Source organism: Pseudomonas sp. S2_F03, from assembly GCF_054668335.1.
This window is the reverse complement of the sequence record NZ_CP162759.1, coordinates 4786286-4805931: the sequence shown is the minus strand read 5'-3', so window position 1 is coordinate 4805931 and position 19646 is coordinate 4786286. Positions and strand designations below refer to the sequence as shown.

The following is a 19646-nucleotide window of genomic DNA, read 5'->3' as shown; positions in this document are numbered from 1 at the left end:
TTATGCATGTAAATGGTGGGTGCCTGTAAATTCGTCTTCGCGAGCAAGCTCGCTCCCACAAGGATTTGGGCCGTTCAACCGATGATTGATCGTTCCCACGCTCTGCGTGGGAATGCATCGTGTGACGCTCTGCGTCACTTTCAAGAGTGGGACGCGGAGCGTCCCCGGCGGAGTTCCCACGCAGAGCGTGGGGACGATCACCGGAAACGACAAAGGCCACCCGAAGGTGGCCTTTTGTTTGGTGAAGCATGAATTAAGCGCGAGGCTTACTTCATCGCCCAACCGGTCAGCTCGGACAAAGCCTTGCCGATGTCTGCCAGCGAACGCACGGTTTTAACGCCTGCGTCTTCCAGGGCAGCAAACTTCTCGTCTGCAGTGCCTTTGCCGCCAGAGATGATTGCGCCAGCATGGCCCATGCGCTTGCCCGGAGGAGCAGTCACACCAGCGATGTAGGAAACAACCGGCTTGGTCACGTGTGCCTTGATGTAGGCTGCCGCTTCTTCTTCAGCCGAACCGCCGATCTCACCGATCATCACGATCGCTTCGGTCTTCGGGTCTTCCTGGAACAGCTTCAGGATGTCGATGAAGTTCGAACCCGGGATCGGGTCACCGCCGATGCCGACGCAAGTCGACTGACCGAAACCGGCGTCAGTAGTCTGCTTCACAGCTTCGTAGGTCAGGGTGCCGGAACGGGAAACGATACCGACCTTGCCTGGCAAGTGAATGTGACCTGGCATGATGCCGATCTTGCATTCGCCTGGAGTGATCACGCCTGGGCAGTTAGGGCCGATCAGGGTGATACCCAGCTCGTCGCACTTGACCTTGGCATCCAGCATGTCCAGGGTAGGAATGCCTTCAGTGATGCAAACGATCAGCTTGATGCCGCCGAAGGCTGCTTCCAGGATGGAGTCCTTGCAGAAAGGAGCTGGAACGTAGATCACGCTGGCGGTGGCGCCAGTGGCAGCTACAGCGTCTTTCACGGTGTTGAACACTGGCAGACCCAGGTGCTCGGTGCCGCCTTTACCCGGAGTTACGCCGCCAACCATCTTGGTGCCGTATTCGAGCGCTTGCTGGGTGTGGAAACTACCTTGCGAACCGGTAATACCCTGGCAGATAACTTTGGTGTCTTTATTGATCAGGACGCTCATTATTTGCCCTCCGCAGCTTTAACAACTTGTTGAGCAGCGTCGGTCAGGCTGGTAGCAGCGATGATGTTCAAACCGCTTTCTGCCAGTACTTTAGCGCCCAGCTCAGCGTTGTTGCCTTCAAGGCGAACAACAACCGGGATTTTCACGCCGACTTCTTTCACAGCGCCGATGATGCCTTCGGCAATCATGTCGCAACGAACGATGCCGCCGAAGATGTTAACCAATACTGCAGCGACGTTGGTGTCGGACAGAATGATCTTGAACGCTTCGGTAACGCGTTCTTTGGTAGCACCGCCGCCCACGTCGAGGAAGTTGGCTGGTTTGCCGCCATGCAGGTTGACGATGTCCATGGTACCCATGGCCAGGCCAGCACCGTTGACCATGCAACCGATGTTGCCTTCCAGTGCTACGTAGTTCAGTTCGAACTTGGCAGCGTGCGCTTCGCGCGGATCGTCTTGCGACGGATCGTGGAAAGTCTTCAGCTTAGGCTGACGGTACATGGCGTTGGCGTCGATGTTGATCTTGGCATCGAGGCAATGCAGATCGCCGTCAGCCTTGATCACCAGCGGGTTCACTTCCAGCAGAGCCAGGTCGTGATCCTTGAACAGCTTGGCCAGACCTACGAAGATCTTGGCGAACTGAGCAACCTGCTTGCCTTCCAGACCCAACTGGAATGCCAGCTCGCGACCCTGGAATGGCTGAGCGCCAACCAGTGGATCGATAGTGGCTTTCAGAATTTTTTCTGGAGTGTCGTGAGCGATTTTCTCGATGTCCACGCCACCTTCGGTGGAAGCCATGAACACGATACGACGGCTCGAACGGTCAACGACAGCGCCCAGGTACAGCTCTTTAGCGATATCAGTGCACGATTCAACCAGGATCTTGGTGACTGGCTGACCATTGGCGTCAGTCTGGTAAGTCACCAGACGCTTGCCCAGCCACTGCTGTGCGAATGCCTTAGCGTCTTCTTTGCTGCGAACCAGCTTTACGCCGCCCGCTTTACCGCGACCACCAGCGTGGACCTGGGCTTTGACAACCCACTCGGTGCCGCCGATTTTATCGCAAGCTTCTGCTGCTGCTTCCGGGGTGTCTACTGCATAACCGGTGGAAACTGGCAGGCCGTATTCAGCGAACAGCTGCTTACCCTGATACTCGTGAAGATTCATGCTTATTACCGTCTTCGTTAGGTACTGCGCATTCGGTGCTGCACTCGTTCAAGTGCCGCACCACCTGTGACTGCTGCTTGCGTAGCCTTTCCGGGCATCCGGTGCAGCTACGCAAGACTGCGTCCAGCGGATATTCCGCGGTGAGTCTTGCATGCAAGGCTCACGACGGGCCATTCCGCCGTGGTTTCTTATTGTCTTAACGCTTCTTGCGGTTGGCGATGTGGATGGCGCCGCCATTCACTGCCAGAGCAGCTTCGTGCAAGGCTTCAGACAGGGTCGGATGGGAGAAAACCATCATGCCCAGGTCTTCAGCGCTGGTGCCGAATTCCATACCGATCGCGCCCTGCTGAACCAGTTCTGCAGCGCTCGGGCCAATACGTGGACGCCCAATACGCGGTCGGTCTTGGCATCGGCGATAACTTTTACGAAACCGCCGGTATCGTTGGCAGCCATGGCACGGCCACTGGCTGCGAACGGGAAGGTGCCAACGTTAACTTCAACGCCTTCTGCCTTCAAGGTCTGCTCGGTTTTGCCGACCCACGCGATTTCCGGGTGAGTATAAATAACAGACGGGATCAAATCATAGTTCATCTGGGCTTTGTGGCCCTTGATGCGCTCGACGACCATGATGCCCTCTTCCGAGGCCTTGTGTGCCAGCATCATGCCGCGAACCACGTCGCCGATAGCGTAAACGCCCGGTACGGTGGTGGCGCAGTGATCATCAACGTGCACGAAACCGCGCTCGTCCAGGGTCACGCCGCAATCAGCGGACAGCAGATCAGTGGTCACTGGACGGCGACCAACGGCTACGATCAGCTTGTCAAAAGTGATGTTCTGCTCGCCTTTGGCATCGGTGTAGTTCACAACGACTTCGTCGCCGTTCACTTTGGAACCGGTAACGCGAGCGCCCAGCTTGATGTCCAGACCTTGTTTGGTCAGGGTTTTCAAAGCTTCTTTGGACACAGCAGCGTCGGCAGCCATCAGAAACGTGTCCAGGGCTTCCAGAACAGTGACTTCAGCACCCAGACGGGACCATACCGAACCCAGTTCCAGACCGATCACGCCAGCGCCGATCACGCCAAGACGCTTAGGTACGGACTGGAATTCCAGTGCGCCAGTCGAATCGACGATCACATTCTGGTCAACCGGAGCTGGTGGAATGTCGATCGGACGCGAACCTGGAGCCAGGATCACGTTCTCGGCTTCAATGATTTCTACCGAACCGTCAGGCTTGGTGACTTCGACTTTCTTGCCGGCCAGCAGTTTGCCGTGGCCCTGGATCGAGGTCACGCCGTTAGCCTTGAACAGGGTGGCAACACCCGAGGTCAGGCCTTTGACGATGTTGGCTTTACGGCCGACCATTGCTGGCACGTCCATGGTCACGCCAGCGTGGTTGATACCGTGGATCGCGAAGCCGTCTTGGGCTTCGTGGAACTTCCAGGAGCTGTCCAGCAGCGCCTTGGATGGAATGCAGCCGACGTTCAGGCAAGTACCGCCGAGGGCCAGTTTGCCTTCCTTGTCGGTGTACTTCTCGATGCAGGCAGTGGTGAGACCCAGCTGGGCTGCTTTGATGGCAGCAACGTAGCCGCCAGGGCCCGCGCCGATCACTACTACGTCAAATTTCTGCGACATTCAAAAATCCTCTTTTTTGCGGCAAGCTTGAAGCCGCAAGCCTCAAGCCAGACTGCCCTTTCGTGCAGCCTGGACCTTGAAACCTGCAGCCGCTTCTATCAGATATCCAGCAACAAACGAGCCGGGTCTTCCAGCAGGTTCTTGATGGTAACCAGGAAGGTCACAGCTTCTTTGCCATCGATCAGACGGTGATCGTAAGACAGAGCCAGGTACATCATCGGACGGATAACGACCTGACCGTTGATCGCCATAGGGCGCTGCAGAATGTTGTGCATGCCCAGGATAGCCGCTTGCGGCGGGTTGACGATCGGGGTCGACATCATCGAACCGAAGGTACCACCGTTGGTGATGGTGAACGTGCCGCCGGTCATTTCGTCCATCGACAGTTTGCCGTCACGAGCCTTCTTGCCGAAGGTGGCGATGCCGCCTTCGATTTCAGCCAGGCTCATCAGTTCGGCGTTACGCAGAACCGGTACAACCAGACCACGGTCGCTGGAAACAGCAACACCGACGTCGGCGTAGCCGTGGTAAACGATGTCGCCACCGTCGATCGACGCGTTGACAGCCGGGAAGCGTTTCAGTGCTTCGGTAGCGGCCTTGACGAAGAACGACATGAAGCCCAGGCGTACGCCGTTGTGGGACTTCTCGAACAGGTCCTTGTACTTCGAACGCAGGGCCATGACTTCAGTCATGTCGACTTCGTTGAAAGTGGTCAGCATCGCCATGTTCGACTGAGCTTCTACCAGGCGCTTGGCCACGGTAGCGCGAACGCGGGTCATCGGTACGCGCTTCTCGACGCGGTCGCCGGCGGCGAACACAGGAGCAGCGGCAGCCGGGGCAGCAGCCTTGGCAGGCGCGGCAGCCGGAGCGGCTTTCTTGGCAGCGACAGCGGCTACTACGTCTTCCTTGGTCACACGACCGCCTTTGCCGGTGCCGGCAACGGAAGCGATGTTGATGCCGTTTTTCTTCAGCCAGCTTGCGAGCAGCCGGTGCAGCAACAGGATCGTCTTCGCCATCAGCAGCTGGAGCAGCCGCTTGTGCAGCGGCCGGAGCGGCAGCAGGAGCAGCGGCTGCAGCGCCGCCTTCTACGATGGAGCCCAGAACTTCGTCGGACAGGACGGTCTCGCCCTCGCCCTTGACGATTGCGCCCAACACGCCATCAGCGGTAGCCAGAACTTCCAGTACGACTTTGTCGGTTTCGATGTCGACGATCAGTTCGTCACGCTTGACGGCGTCGCCCGGTTGCTTGTGCCACGTGGCAACGGTGCCATCGGCAACCGATTCCGGGAAAGTGGGGGCTTTGATTTCGATAGCCATTATCTGTGAGTCCTTAAATTCGGTTTCAGGTGCGCGAAGGCGTTAAACAGTAAAGGCGTCTTGCAGCAGTTTTTCCTGCTGTTCGGCGTGCATCGATGCATAACCACATGCCGGTGCAGCAGAAGCCTCACGGCCCGCGTACTCGAGTACGAGAGACTTGTTGAGGGTACTGATGCTGCGACGCAAGTGGTGTTGGCTGCAGTACCAGGCACCCTGGTTCATCGGCTCTTCCTGACACCAAACGGCATGTTTGGCGTTGGTGTAAGGAGCCAGGACTTCTTTCAAGTCGTCCTCAGGGAATGGGTACAGCTGCTCGATACGCACGACGGCGATGTCGTCACGACCTTCGGCACGGCGTTTTTCCAACAGGTCGTAGTAGACCTTGCCGCTACACAGAACAATGCGCTCGACCTTTTTCGGATCTTGAGCATCGATTTCCGGGATCACGGTCTGGAACGAACCTTCGGCCAGATCTTCCAGCGTCGAGATGGCCAGTTTGTGGCGCAACAGCGACTTCGGAGTCAGAACGATCAATGGCTTGCGCAGCGGGCGAATGACCTGGCGACGCAGCAAGTGATAGATCTGAGCCGGCGTAGTCGGTACGGCTACCTGAATGTTGTGCTCGGCGCACAATTGCAGGTAACGCTCCAGACGTGCCGAGGAGTGCTCAGGACCCTGACCTTCGTAACCGTGCGGCAACAGCATGGTCAGACCGCAGAGACGGCCCCACTTGTGTTCGCCACTGGTGATGAACTGGTCGATAACCACCTGGGCACCGTTGGCGAAGTCGCCGAACTGGGCTTCCCAGATCACCAGCGCATCAGGCGTGGTGGTCGAGTAACCGTATTCGAACGCCAGTACGGCTTCTTCGGACAGGAACGAATCGTACAGGTCGAAACGTGGCTGGCCGTTGTACAGGTTTTGCAGCGGGATGTAGGTACCCGCGTCTTTCTGGTTGTGCAAGACAGCGTGACGGTGCGAGAACGTACCGCGACCGATGTCCTGACCCGTCATGCGAATCGGGTGACCTTCGAACGCCAGGGTCGCGTACGCCATGGTTTCGGCGTAACCCCAGTTAATCGGCAGGCCGCCGGCTTGCATTTTCTGACGGTCTTCGTAGATTTTTGCGACCTGGCGCTGAACCACGAAACCTTCTGGAATTTCCAGCAGCTTGGCGGACAGTTCCTGCAGGGTCTTGAGGTCGAAACGAGTGTCGTGACGCGCAGTCCAGGCATGGCCCAGGTAGGGACGCCAGTCCACGAACAGCTCTTTGTTCGGCTCTTTGACCAGGCTTTTTACAACATGCAGACCGTTGTCCAGTGCGTTGCGGTATTCGTCGATTTTCGACTGCACACGCTCTGCGTCCAGCACACCGCTCTGTGTCAGGCGATCGGCATACAGCTCACGGGTGGTGCGCTGTTTGGTGATCTGCTGATACATGATCGGCTGGGTGCCGCTTGGTTCGTCGGCCTCGTTGTGGCCGCGACGACGGTAGCAGACCAGGTCGATCACCACGTCACGCTTGAACTGCATGCGGTAGTCGATGGCCAGCTGGGTCACGAACAATACAGCTTCCGGATCATCACCATTCACATGGAGGATCGGTGCCTGGATCATTTTCGCAACGTCAGTCGCGTACTCGGTGGAACGCGAGTCCAGCGGGTTGCTGATGGTGAAACCGACCTGGTTGTTGATCACGATGTGCACGGTACCGCCGGTTTTGAAACCGCGGGTCTGCGACATCTGGAACGTTTCCATGACCACGCCTTGACCTGCGAACGCAGCGTCACCGTGGATGGAGATCGGCAGGACTTTTTCACCGGTAGGATCGTTACGACGGTCCTGACGGGCGCGAACCGACCCCTCGACCACCGGGGAAACGATTTCCAGGTGGGACGGGTTGAACGCCATGGCCAGGTGAACTTCACCGCCGGCGGTCATCACGTTGGACGAGAAGCCCTGGTGATATTTAACGTCACCAGAACCCAGCTCGACCTTCTTCTTGCCTTCGAACTCGTCGAACAGCTCGCGCGGGTTCTTGCCGAAGGTGTTGACCAGCACGTTAAGACGACCACGGTGGGCCATGCCGATGACGATTTCCTTGGTGCCGTAGGAGCCGGAACGCTGGATCAGTTCGTCGAGCATCGGAATCAGGCTTTCGCCGCCTTCCAGACCGAAACGCTTGGTACCCGGGTATTTGGTGCCCAGGTATTTTTCCAGGCCTTCGCCGGCGGTCACGCGCTCAAGCAAGTGGCTCTTGATGTCAGCGGAGTACGTCGGACGACCGCGCACGCTTTCCAGACGCTGCTGGAACCACTGGCGCTGCTCGGAATCGGTGATATGCGTAAATTCAGCGCCGATGGTGCGGCAATATGTCTGCTGCAACGCTTCGTGAATTTCGCGTAGGCTCGCCTCCTCTTTGCCGATGAACAGGTCGCCGGCACGGTAGGTCGTATCAAGATCGGCATTGGTCAAGCCGTAGTGATTGATTGACAGGTCTGCAGGTGCAGGACGCTGCCACAGCCCCAGCGGGTCAAGCTGGGCTGCCTGGTGGCCACGCATACGGTAGGCCTGGATCAATCGCAGCACTTCAACTTGCTTCTTCTCGTGCTCACTGCTCACGCTGCCGGCGGAAACCGGTTGGGCGCGGCGCTGGTTCTTTGCCAGCAAGACGAAATGATCGCGAATTGTGGAGTGCGAAACATCGGTGGCAGTGTTGCCGTCAGCAGGCAACTTCTGGAAGTAGGTGCGCCACTCTTCTGGCACAGCGTTAGGGTCGTGCAGGTAGAGCTCGTAAAGCTCTTCCACATAGGCAGCGTTACTACCGGACAGGTAGGCGCTGTTCCACATGCGCTGCATCACGCTTTCTTGCATGCTTGGTCACCCTCGGTTAGGGGAACACCACCGGCGTCGACACCGAGCAAACTTGCAGAAGTCCGAATGCAGCGACCAAAACAAGCCACTTAGGATCACGCTGATAGTCCGGGTACCAGCCCGGATGCCCCTGCTTGTCTCATTTCTTCAAAATAAGAGCTGCAGCTTTGTGAGCTGCTGCTCAGGTTAAAACTACGGCGCCGGTTGAAGCCTGCGCCGTAGCATCTACGGGTACAGCGGTCTTACGGGTACAACAGCTGAATCACACGCCGCTTTGCAGAAGCATGTTACGAATGTGACCGATGGCCTTAGTCGGGTTCAGGCCTTTCGGACAAACGTTGACGCAGTTCATGATCCCGCGGCAGCGGAATACGCTGAACGGGTCATCCAGCGAAGCCAGACGCTCGGAAGTCTTGGTGTCGCGGCTGTCTGCCAGGAAGCGATAAGCTTGCAGCAGAGCAGCTGGACCCAGGAACTTGTCCGGGTTCCACCAGAAGGACGGGCAAGAAGTCGAGCAGCAAGCGCACAGGATGCACTCGTACAGACCGTCAAGCTTTTCACGCTCTTCAGGGGACTGCAGACGCTCGATGGCCGGAGCCGGCGTGTCGTTCTGCAGGTAAGGCTTAACCTTCTCGTATTGCTTGTAGAAGATGCTCATATCGACGACCAGGTCACGGATAACCGGCAAACCTGGCAGAGGACGAACGATCAACTTGTTACCTTTTACGACGGCGGACAGCGGCGTAACGCACGCCAGACCGTTTTTGCCGTTGATGTTCATGCCGTCGGAACCGCATACACCTTCACGGCAAGAGCGACGATAGGAGAAACCTTCGTCCTGCTCTTTGATCAGGGCCAGCACGTCCAGCACCATCAGGTCTTTACCACCGGTATCGACCGAGAATTCCTGCATGAACGGCGCGGCGTCCTGATCAGGGTTGTAACGATAAACGCTGACTTTCAACATGGCGGCCACCCTTAATAAGTCCGAATCTTAGGTTCAAAAGTCGGAACAGTCTTCGGCGAGAAGTTCACAGCACGCTTGGTCACGCGCTTGTCACCCGGGAAGTACAGGGTGTGGCACAGCCAGTTTTCGTCGTCACGGTCTTCGAAGTCTTCACGGGCGTGAGCACCGCGGGACTCTTTACGTACTTCGGCAGCGATGGCAGTAGCTTCAGCCACTTCCAGCAGGTTCTGCAGCTCCAGAGCTTCGATACGTGCAGTGTTGAACGCCTGCGACTTATCGTTGATCTTGACGTTGGCGATGCGCTTGCGCAGGTCGGCCAGCTGGGCAATACCCTTCTGCATGTATTCGCCAGTACGGAATACACCGAAGTAGTTCTGCATGCAGTTTTGCAGCTCGCGACGCAGGGTTGCCACGTCTTCGCCTTCGGTACGCTCGTTCAGAGCAGACAGACGCGCCAGGGCCGCATTGATGTCGGCGTCGGTGGCGTCGTCGTATTCGATACCGTCGGTCAGTGCTTTTTCCAGGTGCAGGCCGGCAGCGCGGCCGAATACCACCAGGTCGAGCAACGAGTTGCCGCCCAGACGGTTGGCACCGTGAACCGATACGCACGCCACTTCACCCACTGCGAACAGGCCAGGGATGATTTCGTCGACGCCTTCGTCGTTCTGGGTGATTGCCTGACCGTGAATGTTGGTCGGAACGCCGCCCATCATATAGTGGCAAGTCGGAACAACCGGAACCGGAGCAACAACCGGGTCAACGTGAGCGAAAGTCTTGGACAGTTCGCAGATGCCTGGCAGACGGCTGTGCAGCACTTCCTCGCCCAAGTGGTCGAGTTTGAGCATTACGTGGTCGCCATTCGGGCCGCAGCCGTTGCCAGCGATGATTTCCTTAACCATCGAACGGGCAACAACGTCACGACCTGCAAGGTCTTTGGCGTTCGGAGCATAACGCTCCATGAAACGCTCGCCGTGCTTGTTGATCAGGTAACCACCTTCACCACGGCAACCTTCGGTAACCAGTACACCAGCGCCGGCGATACCGGTCGGGTGGAACTGCCACATTTCAATGTCTTGTACCGGCACGCCAGCACGCAGAGCCATGCCGACGCCGTCACCGGTGTTGATCAGGGCGTTGGTGGTGGACGCGTAGATACGACCTGCACCGCCGGTAGCCAGTACGGTGGCCTTGGCACGGATGTAGGTGGTTTCGCCGGTTTCGATGCAGATGGCGATCACGCCGACGAACTCGCCTTCGCCGTTCTTCACCAGATCGACAGCGTAGTACTCGTTCAGGAACACGGTACCGGCTTTCAGGTTGCCCTGATAAAGGGTGTGCAGCAGCGCGTGACCGGTACGGTCGGACGCAGCGCAAGTACGAGCAGCCTGCCCGCCTTTACCGTAATCCTTCGACTGACCGCCGAATGGACGCTGGTAGATACGACCTTGCTCGGTACGCGAGAATGGCATGCCCATGTGGTCCAGCTCGTAAACGGCAGCCGGGCCTTCCTGACACATGTACTCGATAGCGTCCTGGTCACCGATGTAGTCGGAACCCTTGACGGTATCGTACATGTGCCAGCGCCAGTCATCGTTCGGATCAGCCGAAGCGATGGCGCAGGTGATGCCACCCTGGGCAGATACAGTGTGCGAACGGGTCGGGAAAACCTTGGTGATCACGGCAGTCTTGTGACCGCCCTGTGCCAGTTGCAGCGCAGCGCGCATGCCGGCACCGCCACCACCAATGATGATGGCGTCGAAAGAAATCGTTGGAATGTTAGCCATGAATCAGATACCCCAGAGAATCTGCACACCCCAGACGAAGTAAGCGAACATCGCAACGCCGCATACTGCCTGGAAAAGGAAACGTACTGCAGTCGCGGACTTGCCCAGCGCCATTGGCGTCAGGTAGTCGGTCGCGATGGTCCACATGCCGACCCAGGCGTGAGCGCCGAGGGCTACAAGGGCCAGCAGACTGAAGATACGCATCCCGTTGTGGGCGAACAGGCCATGCCATTGGTCGTAACCAATGCCCGGATTCGCCGCGAGGTATCCGATCAGGAAGATGAAATAAGCCGCGAGAACAACCGCAGACACACGTTGTGCCATCCAGTCATAGAGGCCCGAACGCGAAAGGTTCGTAACGCTGGTTACCATATCCAAACTCCTGCCAGAACGATCAACACCACGGAAACGGCGATGATAATTTTCGAGCCCAGGCGGCCGCCTTCAAGCGTCTCGCCGATGCCCATATCCATGATCAAGTGGCGCACACCGGCTACCAGGTGATACAGAAGAGCGGACAGGAGGCCCCATGCTACGAACTTGGCCAGCGGGCTGGTCAAGCATGCCTTCACCTCGGCAAAACCTTCCTCGGAACCCAGGGATTTGCCCAATGCATAAAGCATGAAGCCAAGGCCCAGGAAGAGGATGATGCCGGAAACACGGTGAAGAAACGACGTAACGCCGGTGATGGGGAGTTTGATGGTCCTTAGGTCTAGGTTTACAGGTCGTTGGCTTTTCACGGCTTTTTTCACACTGAAGAGCCCCTAACAATCAGGGCAAAGTTGTTGGGGAGTGCACTGGTCAGGTAACCACCACCCAGGGATGCGACCCCCAATAAAGCAGGCCCAAAAGCCCCTGGCGGTCGGTGGCCGAGTATAGACAGTTAGGCTACTAATGACAACGCGTTCACCTTCCCTAATAGCTGATTGCACAAGTTGGATAAAAGGCGTAAATGGCAGTCAATTTCGAGGAAAAAGTCCGGTTAAAGCCTTCTGGAGCAAGACTTTAGGCAAATTGACATTCGAATTTATCTCACTATAGTGGTGCGGGCCCTGCGTGGGGGGTCTGTCTGATGATTTCAAGCATAAATAGGAGGCCACATGGCTGACAAAAAAGCGCAGTTGATCATCGAGGGCGCAGCCCCCGTCGAGCTGCCCATTTTAACCGGCACCGTTGGTCCCGATGTTATCGATGTTCGGGGCCTGACGGCCACGGGCCGTTTCACCTTTGACCCTGGTTTCATGTCGACAGCCTCCTGCGAGTCGAAGATCACCTATATCGACGGCGACAATGGCATCCTGCTGCACCGCGGTTACCCGATCGAACAACTGGCTGAAAAGTCGGACTACCTGGAAACCTGCTACCTGCTGCTTAACGGCGAATTGCCGACCGCAGAACAGAAGGCCCAGTTCGTCAGTACCGTCAAGAACCACACCATGGTTCACGAGCAGTTGAAGACCTTCTTCAACGGTTTCCGCCGCGACGCCCACCCAATGGCTGTCATGTGCGGTGTAGTCGGCGCCCTCTCGGCCTTCTACCACGACTCCCTCGACATCAATAACCCGCAGCATCGCGAAATCTCTGCGATCCGCCTGGTTGCCAAGATGCCGACCCTGGCAGCAATGGTTTACAAGTACTCCATGGGCCAACCCATGATGTACCCGCGCAACGACCTGACGTACGCGGAAAACTTCCTGCACATGATGTTCAACACCCCGTGCGAGATCAAACCGATCAGCCCGGTGCTCGCCAAGGCCATGGACCGGATTTTCATCCTCCATGCCGACCACGAGCAGAACGCATCGACGTCAACCGTACGCCTGGCCGGTTCTTCGGGTGCCAACCCGTTCGCCTGTATCGCCGCCGGCATCGCTGCACTGTGGGGCCCTGCCCACGGCGGTGCGAACGAAGCCGTTCTGACCATGCTGGATGAAATTGGCGATGTATCGAACATCGACAAGTACATCGCCAAGGCCAAGGACAAGAACGATCCGTTCAAGCTGATGGGCTTCGGTCACCGGGTTTACAAAAACCGCGACCCACGCGCCACCGTGATGAAGCAGACCTGCGACGAAGTACTGAAAGAACTGGGCATCAAGAACGACAAGCAGCTCGAACTGGCCATGCGCCTGGAAGAGATCGCCCTGACCGACCCGTACTTCATCGAACGCTCGCTGTACCCGAATGTCGACTTCTACTCGGGGATCATCCTCAAGGCGATCGGCATTCCAACCAGCATGTTCACCGTTATCTTCGCCCTGGCGCGGACTGTTGGCTGGATCTCCCACTGGAAAGAAATGCTCTCCAGCCCGTACAAGATTGGCCGCCCGCGCCAGCTGTACACCGGCTACGAGTCGCGTGACATCACCAAGCTGGAAGACCGCAAATAAGACCTGTCTTGCGATAACGTCTTAACTGCACCGGAAACGGCCTCTATTTATATAGAGGCCGTTTTTGTTTGTGCGCTTTGAAAGTCTTCATCCCACCTCCCCTCCTCGCCGCGCCGGAAAAGCGGGACGCAGAGCATCCTGGCAGCATTCCCACGCAGAGCGTGGGAACGATCATCCTGCACATCTGTTAGGGATGGGTCGGCTGGCAGGCCGCCATCGCTGGCAAGCCATGCTCCTACAGGGAATGAGTACATCTGCAAAAGGCTGGTCGGCTGGCAGGCCGCCATCGCGGGCAAGCCCGCTCCCACAAAAAGCAAAACAACACACATCCGCTGTTGCCCCTCACCACTCATCAGGCCGAGCGTTAGCTCGCCTACAGCTTTTGATCTTGATCCACCCGCCCCTTCGGGAGGCTGAGTAGAGGTGTTCATCCGGGGAGTGGCGCGCAGCGCCGTTCGACGCAGTCGAACACGCTGCATGTAGGTCGAAGCGAAGCCGACCGGAGGGCAGTGTCCCCGGAGGGATACCGGAGCGAAGGAACGCCGAGCCTTAGCGAGGGGCCGGACGCTCGGGGCGAGCGCTTTTGGTTACTTTTAAGGCGTTTGTTAAAAGTGACTCGCCGTAAGGGCGAAACCCTAAGCCGCCATTACCGCAACAACGGATATGTACTCAACCAACCAAAACACAGGCCGGCTATCAGGCCGCCTCGACAAAAAAACCAAATTCAGACCGATAACCGCCCAATAAAAAATGCCCCGATCTCTCGACCAGGGCATTTCATATTTAACGCAACTTACATAAACACCACTGAAACCTTAGTGCGCAACCGCCCCACTCGCCCCCAACCCAGTCTGCGAACGAACAAACTGCGGGAAGAACAGCGCACGCTCATTGTCAGCTGCGGTCGATTTGTCAGTAACCGAGAAGAACCAGATACCGACAAACGCAATCGCCATCGAGAACAGTGCAGGGTACTCATACGGGAAGATCGCCTTCTCGTGATGCAGGATCTGCACCCAAATGGTTGGCCCAAGCACCATCAAGCCCACAGCGCTGACCAGCCCCAACCAGCCGCCAATCATCGCACCGCGCGTGGTCAGCTTCTTCCAGTACATGGAAAGCAGCAGCACCGGGAAGTTACAGCTCGCCGCGATGGAGAACGCCAGGCCCACCATGAAGGCGATGTTCTGGCTTTCGAACAGAATGCCCAGGCCGATCGCCAACACACCGAGTGCGATGGTGGTGATTTTCGAGACGCGGATTTCATCCTTGTCGTTAGCCTTGCCCTTCTTGATCACACTGGCGTACAGGTCGTGAGAGACCGCAGTAGCACCGGCCAGAGTCAAACCAGCCACTACAGCCAGAATGGTTGCAAACGCGACCGCCGAGATAAAGCCCAGGAAAATACTGCCACCCACCGCGTTGGCCAGGTGCACCGCCGCCATGTTGTTACCGCCCAACAGTGCGCCAGCCACATCTTTAAAGGCCGGGTTGGTGCTGACCAGCAAGATCGCGCCGAAGCCGATGATGAAGGTCAGGATGTAGAAGTAACCAATGAAGCCGGTTGCGTACAGCACGCTCTTGCGAGCCTCTTTTGCGTCACTCACGGTGAAGAAGCGCATCAGAATGTGCGGCAGGCCAGCGGTACCGAACATCAGCGCAAGCCCTAAGGAGAATGCCGAGATCGGGTCTTTCACGAGGCCGCCTGGGCTCATGATCGCTTCACCTTTAGGGTGAACCTTGATCGCCTCGGAAAACAGCGTGCTGAAGTCGAAGTTGACGTGCTTCATCACCATCAGTGCCATGAACGAGGCACCGGACAGCAGCAGCACAGCCTTGATGATCTGAACCCATGTGGTCGCCAGCATGCCGCCAAACAACACATACAGGCACATCAGGATGCCGACCAGAATCACCGCAACGTAGTAGTCGAGACCGAACAGCAGCTGGATCAGCTTGCCGGCACCCACCATTTGCGCGATCAGGTAGAACGCCACCACCACCAGCGAGCCGCAAGCAGACAGCGTGCGGATCTGGGTCTGCCCCAGGCGATAGGACGCCACGTCGGCAAAGGTGTATTTACCCAGGTTACGCAGGCGCTCGGCGATCAGGAACAGAATGATCGGCCAGCCTACCAGGAAGCCGATCGAGTAGATCAGGCCGTCGTAGCCGGAGGTGAATACCAGGGCGGAAATCCCCAGGAAGGACGCCGCGGACATGTAGTCACCGGCAATCGCCAGACCGTTCTGGAAACCGGTGATCTTGCCGCCCGCCGCATAATAGTCGGCAGCAGAATTATTGCGCTTGGAAGCCCAATAGGTGATGCACAGGGTCAAACCGACAAACGCCACGAACATCAAAATGGCGGAAACGTTGAGCGGTTGTTTATGCACTTCGCCGGTCAGGGCTTCACCCGCCCAAACGGCCGGGGCAAAGGCTGCGATGCTCAATAGAGCCATTAGACGCCGGATCATTGCTGAGCCTCCTTGAGAATCGCATTGTTCAGGTCGTCGAATTCGCCATTGGCGCGTCGTACATAGATTGCAGTCAGGACAAAGGCCGAGACAATCAGCCCGACACCAATGGGTATCCCCCAGGTAATCGAAGACTCAGGGCTGATTTTCGCCCCCAGCAGCTGCGGCCCGTAAGCAATCAAAAGGATGAATCCGGAGTAAAGCCCAAGCATGATTGCCGAAAGAATCCAGGCGAATCGCTCCCTCTTGCTGACCAGCTCCTTGAAGCGCGGGCTGTTTTGAATCGAGAGGTAAATGCTGTCGTTCATTGTTTTTATCCTCGCAGCACAGATTATTGTTAGAACGTTATCCACTCTATGCGGCTGCGGAACAGGTTCCAGACGACCTTAGTATTAGAACGACATGACAGAATCGTCATTTTCCAGCAGACACTAAACAATGTGGGAGCGAGCTTGCTCGCGATAGCGGCGTGTCAGTCAACATCAATATCGACTGATACACCGCTATCGCGAGCAAGCTCACTCACAGAAAAACGCAAAAGGCCGCTTGGCGGTTATGCCAAGCGGCCTTCAGAAGTGCTGACCAGACGCGTCAAATCAAATCATTTGGTCCAGTCGGCAACACGTTCCGGGTGTTTGGCCACCCAATCCTTCGCCGCGGCTTCCGGCTTGGCACCATCCTGGATTGCCAGCATGACTTCGCCGATTTCATCTTTCGACGCCCACTGGAAGTTCTTCAGGAACTTGGCCACTTCCGGTGCCTTGGTGGCGAGTTCTTTGCTGCCGATGCTGTTTACGGTTTCAGCGGCGCCATAAACGCCTTTCGGATCTTCCAGGAAGCGCAGCTTCCACTTGGCGAACATCCAGTGCGGCACCCATCCGGTCACGGCAATGGATTCGTTTTTCTTCTCGGCACGGGTCAGCTCGGCAATCATGCCGGCGCCGGAACTGGCCTTGAGTTGATACCCGGTCAGGTCGTAATCCTTGATTGCCTGTTCGGTCTTGAGCATCACGCCTGAACCGGCGTCGATGCCGACAATGCGGTTTTTGAAGCTGTCGTCGGTTTTCAGATCGCCGACGGTTTTGGCTTTGACGTACTCCGGCACGATCAGGCCGATTTTTGCGTCTTTGAAGTTCGGACCGTAATCGACGACCTGATCCTTGTTCTTGGTCCAGTAATCACCGTGTGTTACCGGCAACCAGGCCGACAGCATGGCATCGAGTTTGCCCGTGGCCACACCCTGCCACATGATCCCGGTCGCGACGGCTTGCAGTTTCACGTCATAACCCAGTTTCTGTTTGATCACTTCAGCCGCTACGTGGGTCGTCGCGACGCTGTCGGACCAACCGTCAACGTAACCGATGCTCAGGGTCTTGCTCTCGGCATTGGCCATGGTGGAGCCAATCGCAAGCACCAGAGCGGCACCTGCACCTAAAAGTCGTCGCATCTTCATCGTTACTTCCCCGAAAGTGCTGCGCTCGACGGATGCCGAGTCGCGTCAACGTATTGTTATGGTGCACAGCGCCCTCATCACGCCCACCGCAAACTCGTTCGAACATCAGCGTGATTTATCTATGAGAGCACTGATGCTTCGATAATCAACCTCGCGACAATAGCGACCTGCTCTGCCAGCGACATCAAGGCATCGAGAAACGACATCAGAACGCCATTAATCTTGAGCGGCGCAAACGCCTCGACCGCTCCGCCCGAACTTTGCATGTCAAAACCATGCAGGCCACCTGAGCCGGGAGAAATGCAGGTAACATGCGCGGCTTTGCTCTCAGACGGCCTGACCATGCCCGCGACATCACGCTTTCCTTTTTTGCTTACCTGTTCGCCTGTCTGCTGGGGTTGTTTGCCTTCGGCGGCTTTTGGTACGGCCTCGGCAAACCGGTGATTCTGCCGGACGTGGCCAGCGCGACACACAAACTGCAATGCGCCTCCTACACCCCGTTCGACAAAGATCAATCGCCGTTCGATGTGCCGTTCAAATTGCGCCCGGAGCGCATGGACGCCGACCTCGCGCTGCTGGCCAAAAGCTTCGAATGCATCCGCACCTATTCCATGACCGGCCTCGAGGCCCTGCCCGACCTGGCGCGCAAACATGGCTTGAAACTGATGATCGGCGCCTGGGTCAACAGCAACCCGGTGGACACCGAGAAAGAAGTCGACCTGCTGATCGCCTCGGCCAATGCCAACGCCGACGTGGTGACCTCGGTCATCGTCGGCAATGAAACCTTGCTGCGCAAAGAAGTCACCGGCGCGCAGCTGGCCAGGCTTATTAACAAGGTCAAAAGTCAGGTCAAGCAGCCGGTCACTTACGCCGACGTCTGGGAGTTCTGGCTCAAGCACCCGGAAATCGCCCCGGCGGTGGACTTCCTGACCATCCACTTACTGCCGTACTGGGAAGATGATCCCTCGAACATCGACGCGGCCCTGCAACATGTGGCCGAAGTGCGCCAGGTTTTCGGCAACAAGTTCGCGCCCAAAGACGTGATGATTGGCGAAACCGGTTGGCCGAGCGAAGGCCGCCAACGGGAAACAGCCCTGCCGAGCCGGGTCAATGAAGCCAAGTTCATTCGCGGTTTTGTCGTGATGGCAGAACAGCATGGCTGGCATTACAACCTGATCGAAGCCTTCGACCAGCCATGGAAACGTGCCAGCGAAGGTGCGGTCGGTGGCTACTGGGGATTGTTTGACGCTGATCGCCAGGACAAGGGCGTGCTCGCAGGCCCGGTGTCGAACGTGCCGTACTGGTCGCAGTGGCTGGCGGTGGGCGTGGTGATTTTTTTCGGCACGTTGATGCTTGGCAGTCGCGTTCGCAGCACTCGCGCCGCGTTGGTACTGCCACTGCTCGGCGCACTGGCGGCTTGTTCGATTGGCGCGTGGGGTGATCTGGCTCGCGTCACCACACGGTTTGCCAGCGAATGGCTGTGGGTGGCGCTGCTGACGGCGTTGAATTTGCTGGTGTTGACCCATGCCGCACTGACGCTGAGCGCCCGCACGGGTTGGCGTGAGCGCGCCTTCAATGCGCTGGAGCGCCGGGCTGGCTGGTTACTCGCGGCGGCAGGATTTGCCGCCGCGGTGATGATGCTGGAACTGGTGTTCGATCCGCGCTATCGCAGCTTCCCGAGTGTCGCGTTCATCCTGCCGGCGTTGGTTTACCTGTGCCGCCCGGTGAGCGTGCCACGTCGCGAGATTGCGTTGCTGACCTTCACCATCGGGGCTGGCATTGCGCCGCAGTTGTTCCGTGAAGGTTTACACAACCAGCAAGCCTGGGGCTGGGCGCTGGTGAGCGGGCTGATGGTTGCAGCGTTATGGCGCAGTTTGCGGGTTCGCAACAGGTAAACGTCAGCGAAGCTTCTGGCCTCATCGCGGGCAAGCCACGCTCCCACAGGACTCTGCAGCGAATGCAGCATTTGTGTACAACAAAATCCCTGTGGGAGCGGGCTTGCCCGCGATGACGACTTATCAGGCGCTGCGAGACGCCCTAACCAACCGCAAACCCGCAATCACCACCGCAAAAACAGCCAGCGTCGTGTTGTACAACGCCAGTGCCGGGAACCCGAACACCAGCGCCAGCACCGCCAGCCACCAACCTGCCCGGCCCGGCAGCACGAAGCCAAGCACCGCTGCCGAAATCGCCGACCAGCCCAGCACGTTGAAGTGAATCATCAAGCCCAGATTCGAACGCACCCCACATTCCCAGCGGTTAGCCTCGTCCACGCAGATGCCCACCCACTGCCCATCCTCCATGAAGCCATAACGCGCGCCGTAACTGGCGGCCAGCCATAAAGGCAGCAAAACGAGCAGCAAAAACACGGGCAGACGGCGGGACATGAAACACTCCAATAGGGGAAAACGGCGGCCAGCTTAATCCCCCGACAGCGGTAT

General features: G+C 57.6%; 13 protein-coding genes and 3 pseudogenes. 2 read left to right on the top strand and 14 right to left on the bottom strand.

Features of this window, described 5'->3' with window-relative positions:
- Window positions 1-266 precede the first annotated feature (266 nt).
- The 9 genes and pseudogenes from sucD to sdhC all read right to left on the bottom strand — a co-directional run bounded on the left by sucD (window position 267) and on the right by sdhC (window position 11640).
- A complete protein-coding gene (gene sucD, locus AB4N76_RS22450) occupies window positions 267-1148 on the bottom strand; it encodes a succinate--CoA ligase subunit alpha (RefSeq protein ID WP_046032891.1) in 882 nt (293 codons plus the stop codon).
- Window positions 1148-2314, bottom strand: coding sequence for an ADP-forming succinate--CoA ligase subunit beta (gene sucC, locus AB4N76_RS22445; protein ID WP_007898980.1), 1167 nt, complete (start codon window positions 2312-2314; stop codon window positions 1148-1150). The genes sucD and sucC overlap by 1 nt, the downstream gene beginning before the upstream one ends.
- 196 nt (window positions 2315-2510) lie before the next feature.
- Window positions 2511-3946, bottom strand: a pseudogene (gene lpdA / locus AB4N76_RS22440) (dihydrolipoyl dehydrogenase).
- Between the two features lie 98 nt (window positions 3947-4044).
- Window positions 4045-5263, bottom strand: a pseudogene (odhB, locus tag AB4N76_RS22435) (2-oxoglutarate dehydrogenase complex dihydrolipoyllysine-residue succinyltransferase).
- Window positions 5264-5305: 42 nt separating this feature from the next.
- Entirely contained in the window at window positions 5306-8137 is a 2832-nt protein-coding gene (locus tag AB4N76_RS22430; protein ID WP_046032888.1) for a 2-oxoglutarate dehydrogenase E1 component, read from the bottom strand.
- Window positions 8138-8399: 262 nt separating this feature from the next.
- Complete coding sequence (locus AB4N76_RS22425) at window positions 8400-9104, bottom strand: succinate dehydrogenase iron-sulfur subunit (RefSeq protein ID WP_046032887.1); 705 nt, start codon at window positions 9102-9104, stop codon at window positions 8400-8402.
- A gap of 11 nt (window positions 9105-9115) precedes the next feature.
- Window positions 9116-10888 (bottom strand): succinate dehydrogenase flavoprotein subunit, encoded by a 1773-nt coding sequence (sdhA, locus tag AB4N76_RS22420; protein ID WP_046032886.1) that lies wholly within the window; start codon window positions 10886-10888, stop codon window positions 9116-9118.
- Window positions 10889-10891: 3 nt separating this feature from the next.
- Window positions 10892-11260 (bottom strand): succinate dehydrogenase, hydrophobic membrane anchor protein, encoded by a 369-nt coding sequence (gene sdhD, locus AB4N76_RS22415; protein WP_007977503.1) that lies wholly within the window; start codon window positions 11258-11260, stop codon window positions 10892-10894.
- Window positions 11254-11640: a succinate dehydrogenase, cytochrome b556 subunit gene (gene sdhC / locus AB4N76_RS22410; RefSeq protein WP_254284491.1), complete on the bottom strand. Its 387-nt coding sequence runs from the start codon at window positions 11638-11640 to the stop codon at window positions 11254-11256. The genes sdhD and sdhC overlap by 7 nt, the downstream gene beginning before the upstream one ends.
- 348 nt (window positions 11641-11988) lie before the next feature.
- On the opposite strand from sdhC, the gene gltA reads away from it, so the two are divergent.
- On the top strand, window positions 11989-13278 hold the full coding sequence (gene gltA, locus AB4N76_RS22405) for a citrate synthase (RefSeq protein WP_007945132.1): 1290 nt from the start codon (window positions 11989-11991) through the stop codon (window positions 13276-13278).
- A gap of 815 nt (window positions 13279-14093) precedes the next feature.
- Here gltA and AB4N76_RS22400 read toward each other — a convergent pair.
- The 4 genes from AB4N76_RS22400 to AB4N76_RS22385 all read right to left on the bottom strand — a co-directional run bounded on the left by AB4N76_RS22400 (window position 14094) and on the right by AB4N76_RS22385 (window position 17471).
- Window positions 14094-15752 carry a cation acetate symporter gene (locus AB4N76_RS22400; RefSeq protein ID WP_460163535.1) on the bottom strand — a complete coding sequence of 553 codons (1659 nt, stop codon included), beginning with the start codon at window positions 15750-15752 and terminating at the stop codon, window positions 14094-14096.
- Window positions 15749-16060 carry a DUF485 domain-containing protein gene (locus AB4N76_RS22395; RefSeq protein WP_046032884.1) on the bottom strand — a complete coding sequence of 104 codons (312 nt, stop codon included), beginning with the start codon at window positions 16058-16060 and terminating at the stop codon, window positions 15749-15751. Before AB4N76_RS22395 ends, AB4N76_RS22400 begins: the two co-directional genes overlap by 4 nt.
- Window positions 16061-16353: 293 nt before the next feature.
- Window positions 16354-17205, bottom strand: coding sequence for a glycine betaine ABC transporter substrate-binding protein (locus AB4N76_RS22390; RefSeq protein WP_046032883.1), 852 nt, complete (start codon window positions 17203-17205; stop codon window positions 16354-16356).
- 119 nt (window positions 17206-17324) lie between these two features.
- Window positions 17325-17471 carry a hypothetical protein gene (locus AB4N76_RS22385; RefSeq protein WP_256577147.1) on the bottom strand — a complete coding sequence of 49 codons (147 nt, stop codon included), beginning with the start codon at window positions 17469-17471 and terminating at the stop codon, window positions 17325-17327.
- A gap of 34 nt (window positions 17472-17505) precedes the next feature.
- Here AB4N76_RS22385 and AB4N76_RS22380 point away from each other — a divergent pair.
- Window positions 17506-19100, top strand: a pseudogene (locus AB4N76_RS22380) (glycoside hydrolase family 17 protein).
- A gap of 123 nt (window positions 19101-19223) precedes the next feature.
- Here AB4N76_RS22380 and AB4N76_RS22375 read toward each other — a convergent pair.
- Window positions 19224-19592 carry a hypothetical protein gene (locus tag AB4N76_RS22375; protein ID WP_460163534.1) on the bottom strand — a complete coding sequence of 123 codons (369 nt, stop codon included), beginning with the start codon at window positions 19590-19592 and terminating at the stop codon, window positions 19224-19226.
- Between the last annotated feature and the right edge of the window lie 54 nt (window positions 19593-19646).

Coding starts and splice junctions, on each gene's coding strand:
- sucD (WP_046032891.1), bottom strand. CDS start 1,148: ATGAGCGTCCTGATCAATAAAGACACCAAAGTTATCTGCCAGGGTATT.
- sucC (WP_007898980.1), bottom strand. CDS start 2,314: ATGAATCTTCACGAGTATCAGGGTAAGCAGCTGTTCGCTGAATACGGC.
- AB4N76_RS22430 (WP_046032888.1), bottom strand. CDS start 8,137: ATGCAAGAAAGCGTGATGCAGCGCATGTGGAACAGCGCCTACCTGTCC.
- AB4N76_RS22425 (WP_046032887.1), bottom strand. CDS start 9,104: ATGTTGAAAGTCAGCGTTTATCGTTACAACCCTGATCAGGACGCCGCG.
- sdhA (WP_046032886.1), bottom strand. CDS start 10,888: ATGGCTAACATTCCAACGATTTCTTTCGACGCCATCATCATTGGTGGT.
- sdhD (WP_007977503.1), bottom strand. CDS start 11,260: ATGGTAACCAGCGTTACGAACCTTTCGCGTTCGGGCCTCTATGACTGG.
- gltA (WP_007945132.1), top strand. CDS start 11,989: ATGGCTGACAAAAAAGCGCAGTTGATCATCGAGGGCGCAGCCCCCGTC.
- AB4N76_RS22400 (WP_460163535.1), bottom strand. CDS start 15,752: ATGATCCGGCGTCTAATGGCTCTATTGAGCATCGCAGCCTTTGCCCCG.
- AB4N76_RS22395 (WP_046032884.1), bottom strand. CDS start 16,060: ATGAACGACAGCATTTACCTCTCGATTCAAAACAGCCCGCGCTTCAAG.
- AB4N76_RS22390 (WP_046032883.1), bottom strand. CDS start 17,205: ATGAAGATGCGACGACTTTTAGGTGCAGGTGCCGCTCTGGTGCTTGCG.
- AB4N76_RS22385 (WP_256577147.1), bottom strand. CDS start 17,471: ATGCAAAGTTCGGGCGGAGCGGTCGAGGCGTTTGCGCCGCTCAAGATT.
- AB4N76_RS22375 (WP_460163534.1), bottom strand. CDS start 19,592: ATGTCCCGCCGTCTGCCCGTGTTTTTGCTGCTCGTTTTGCTGCCTTTA.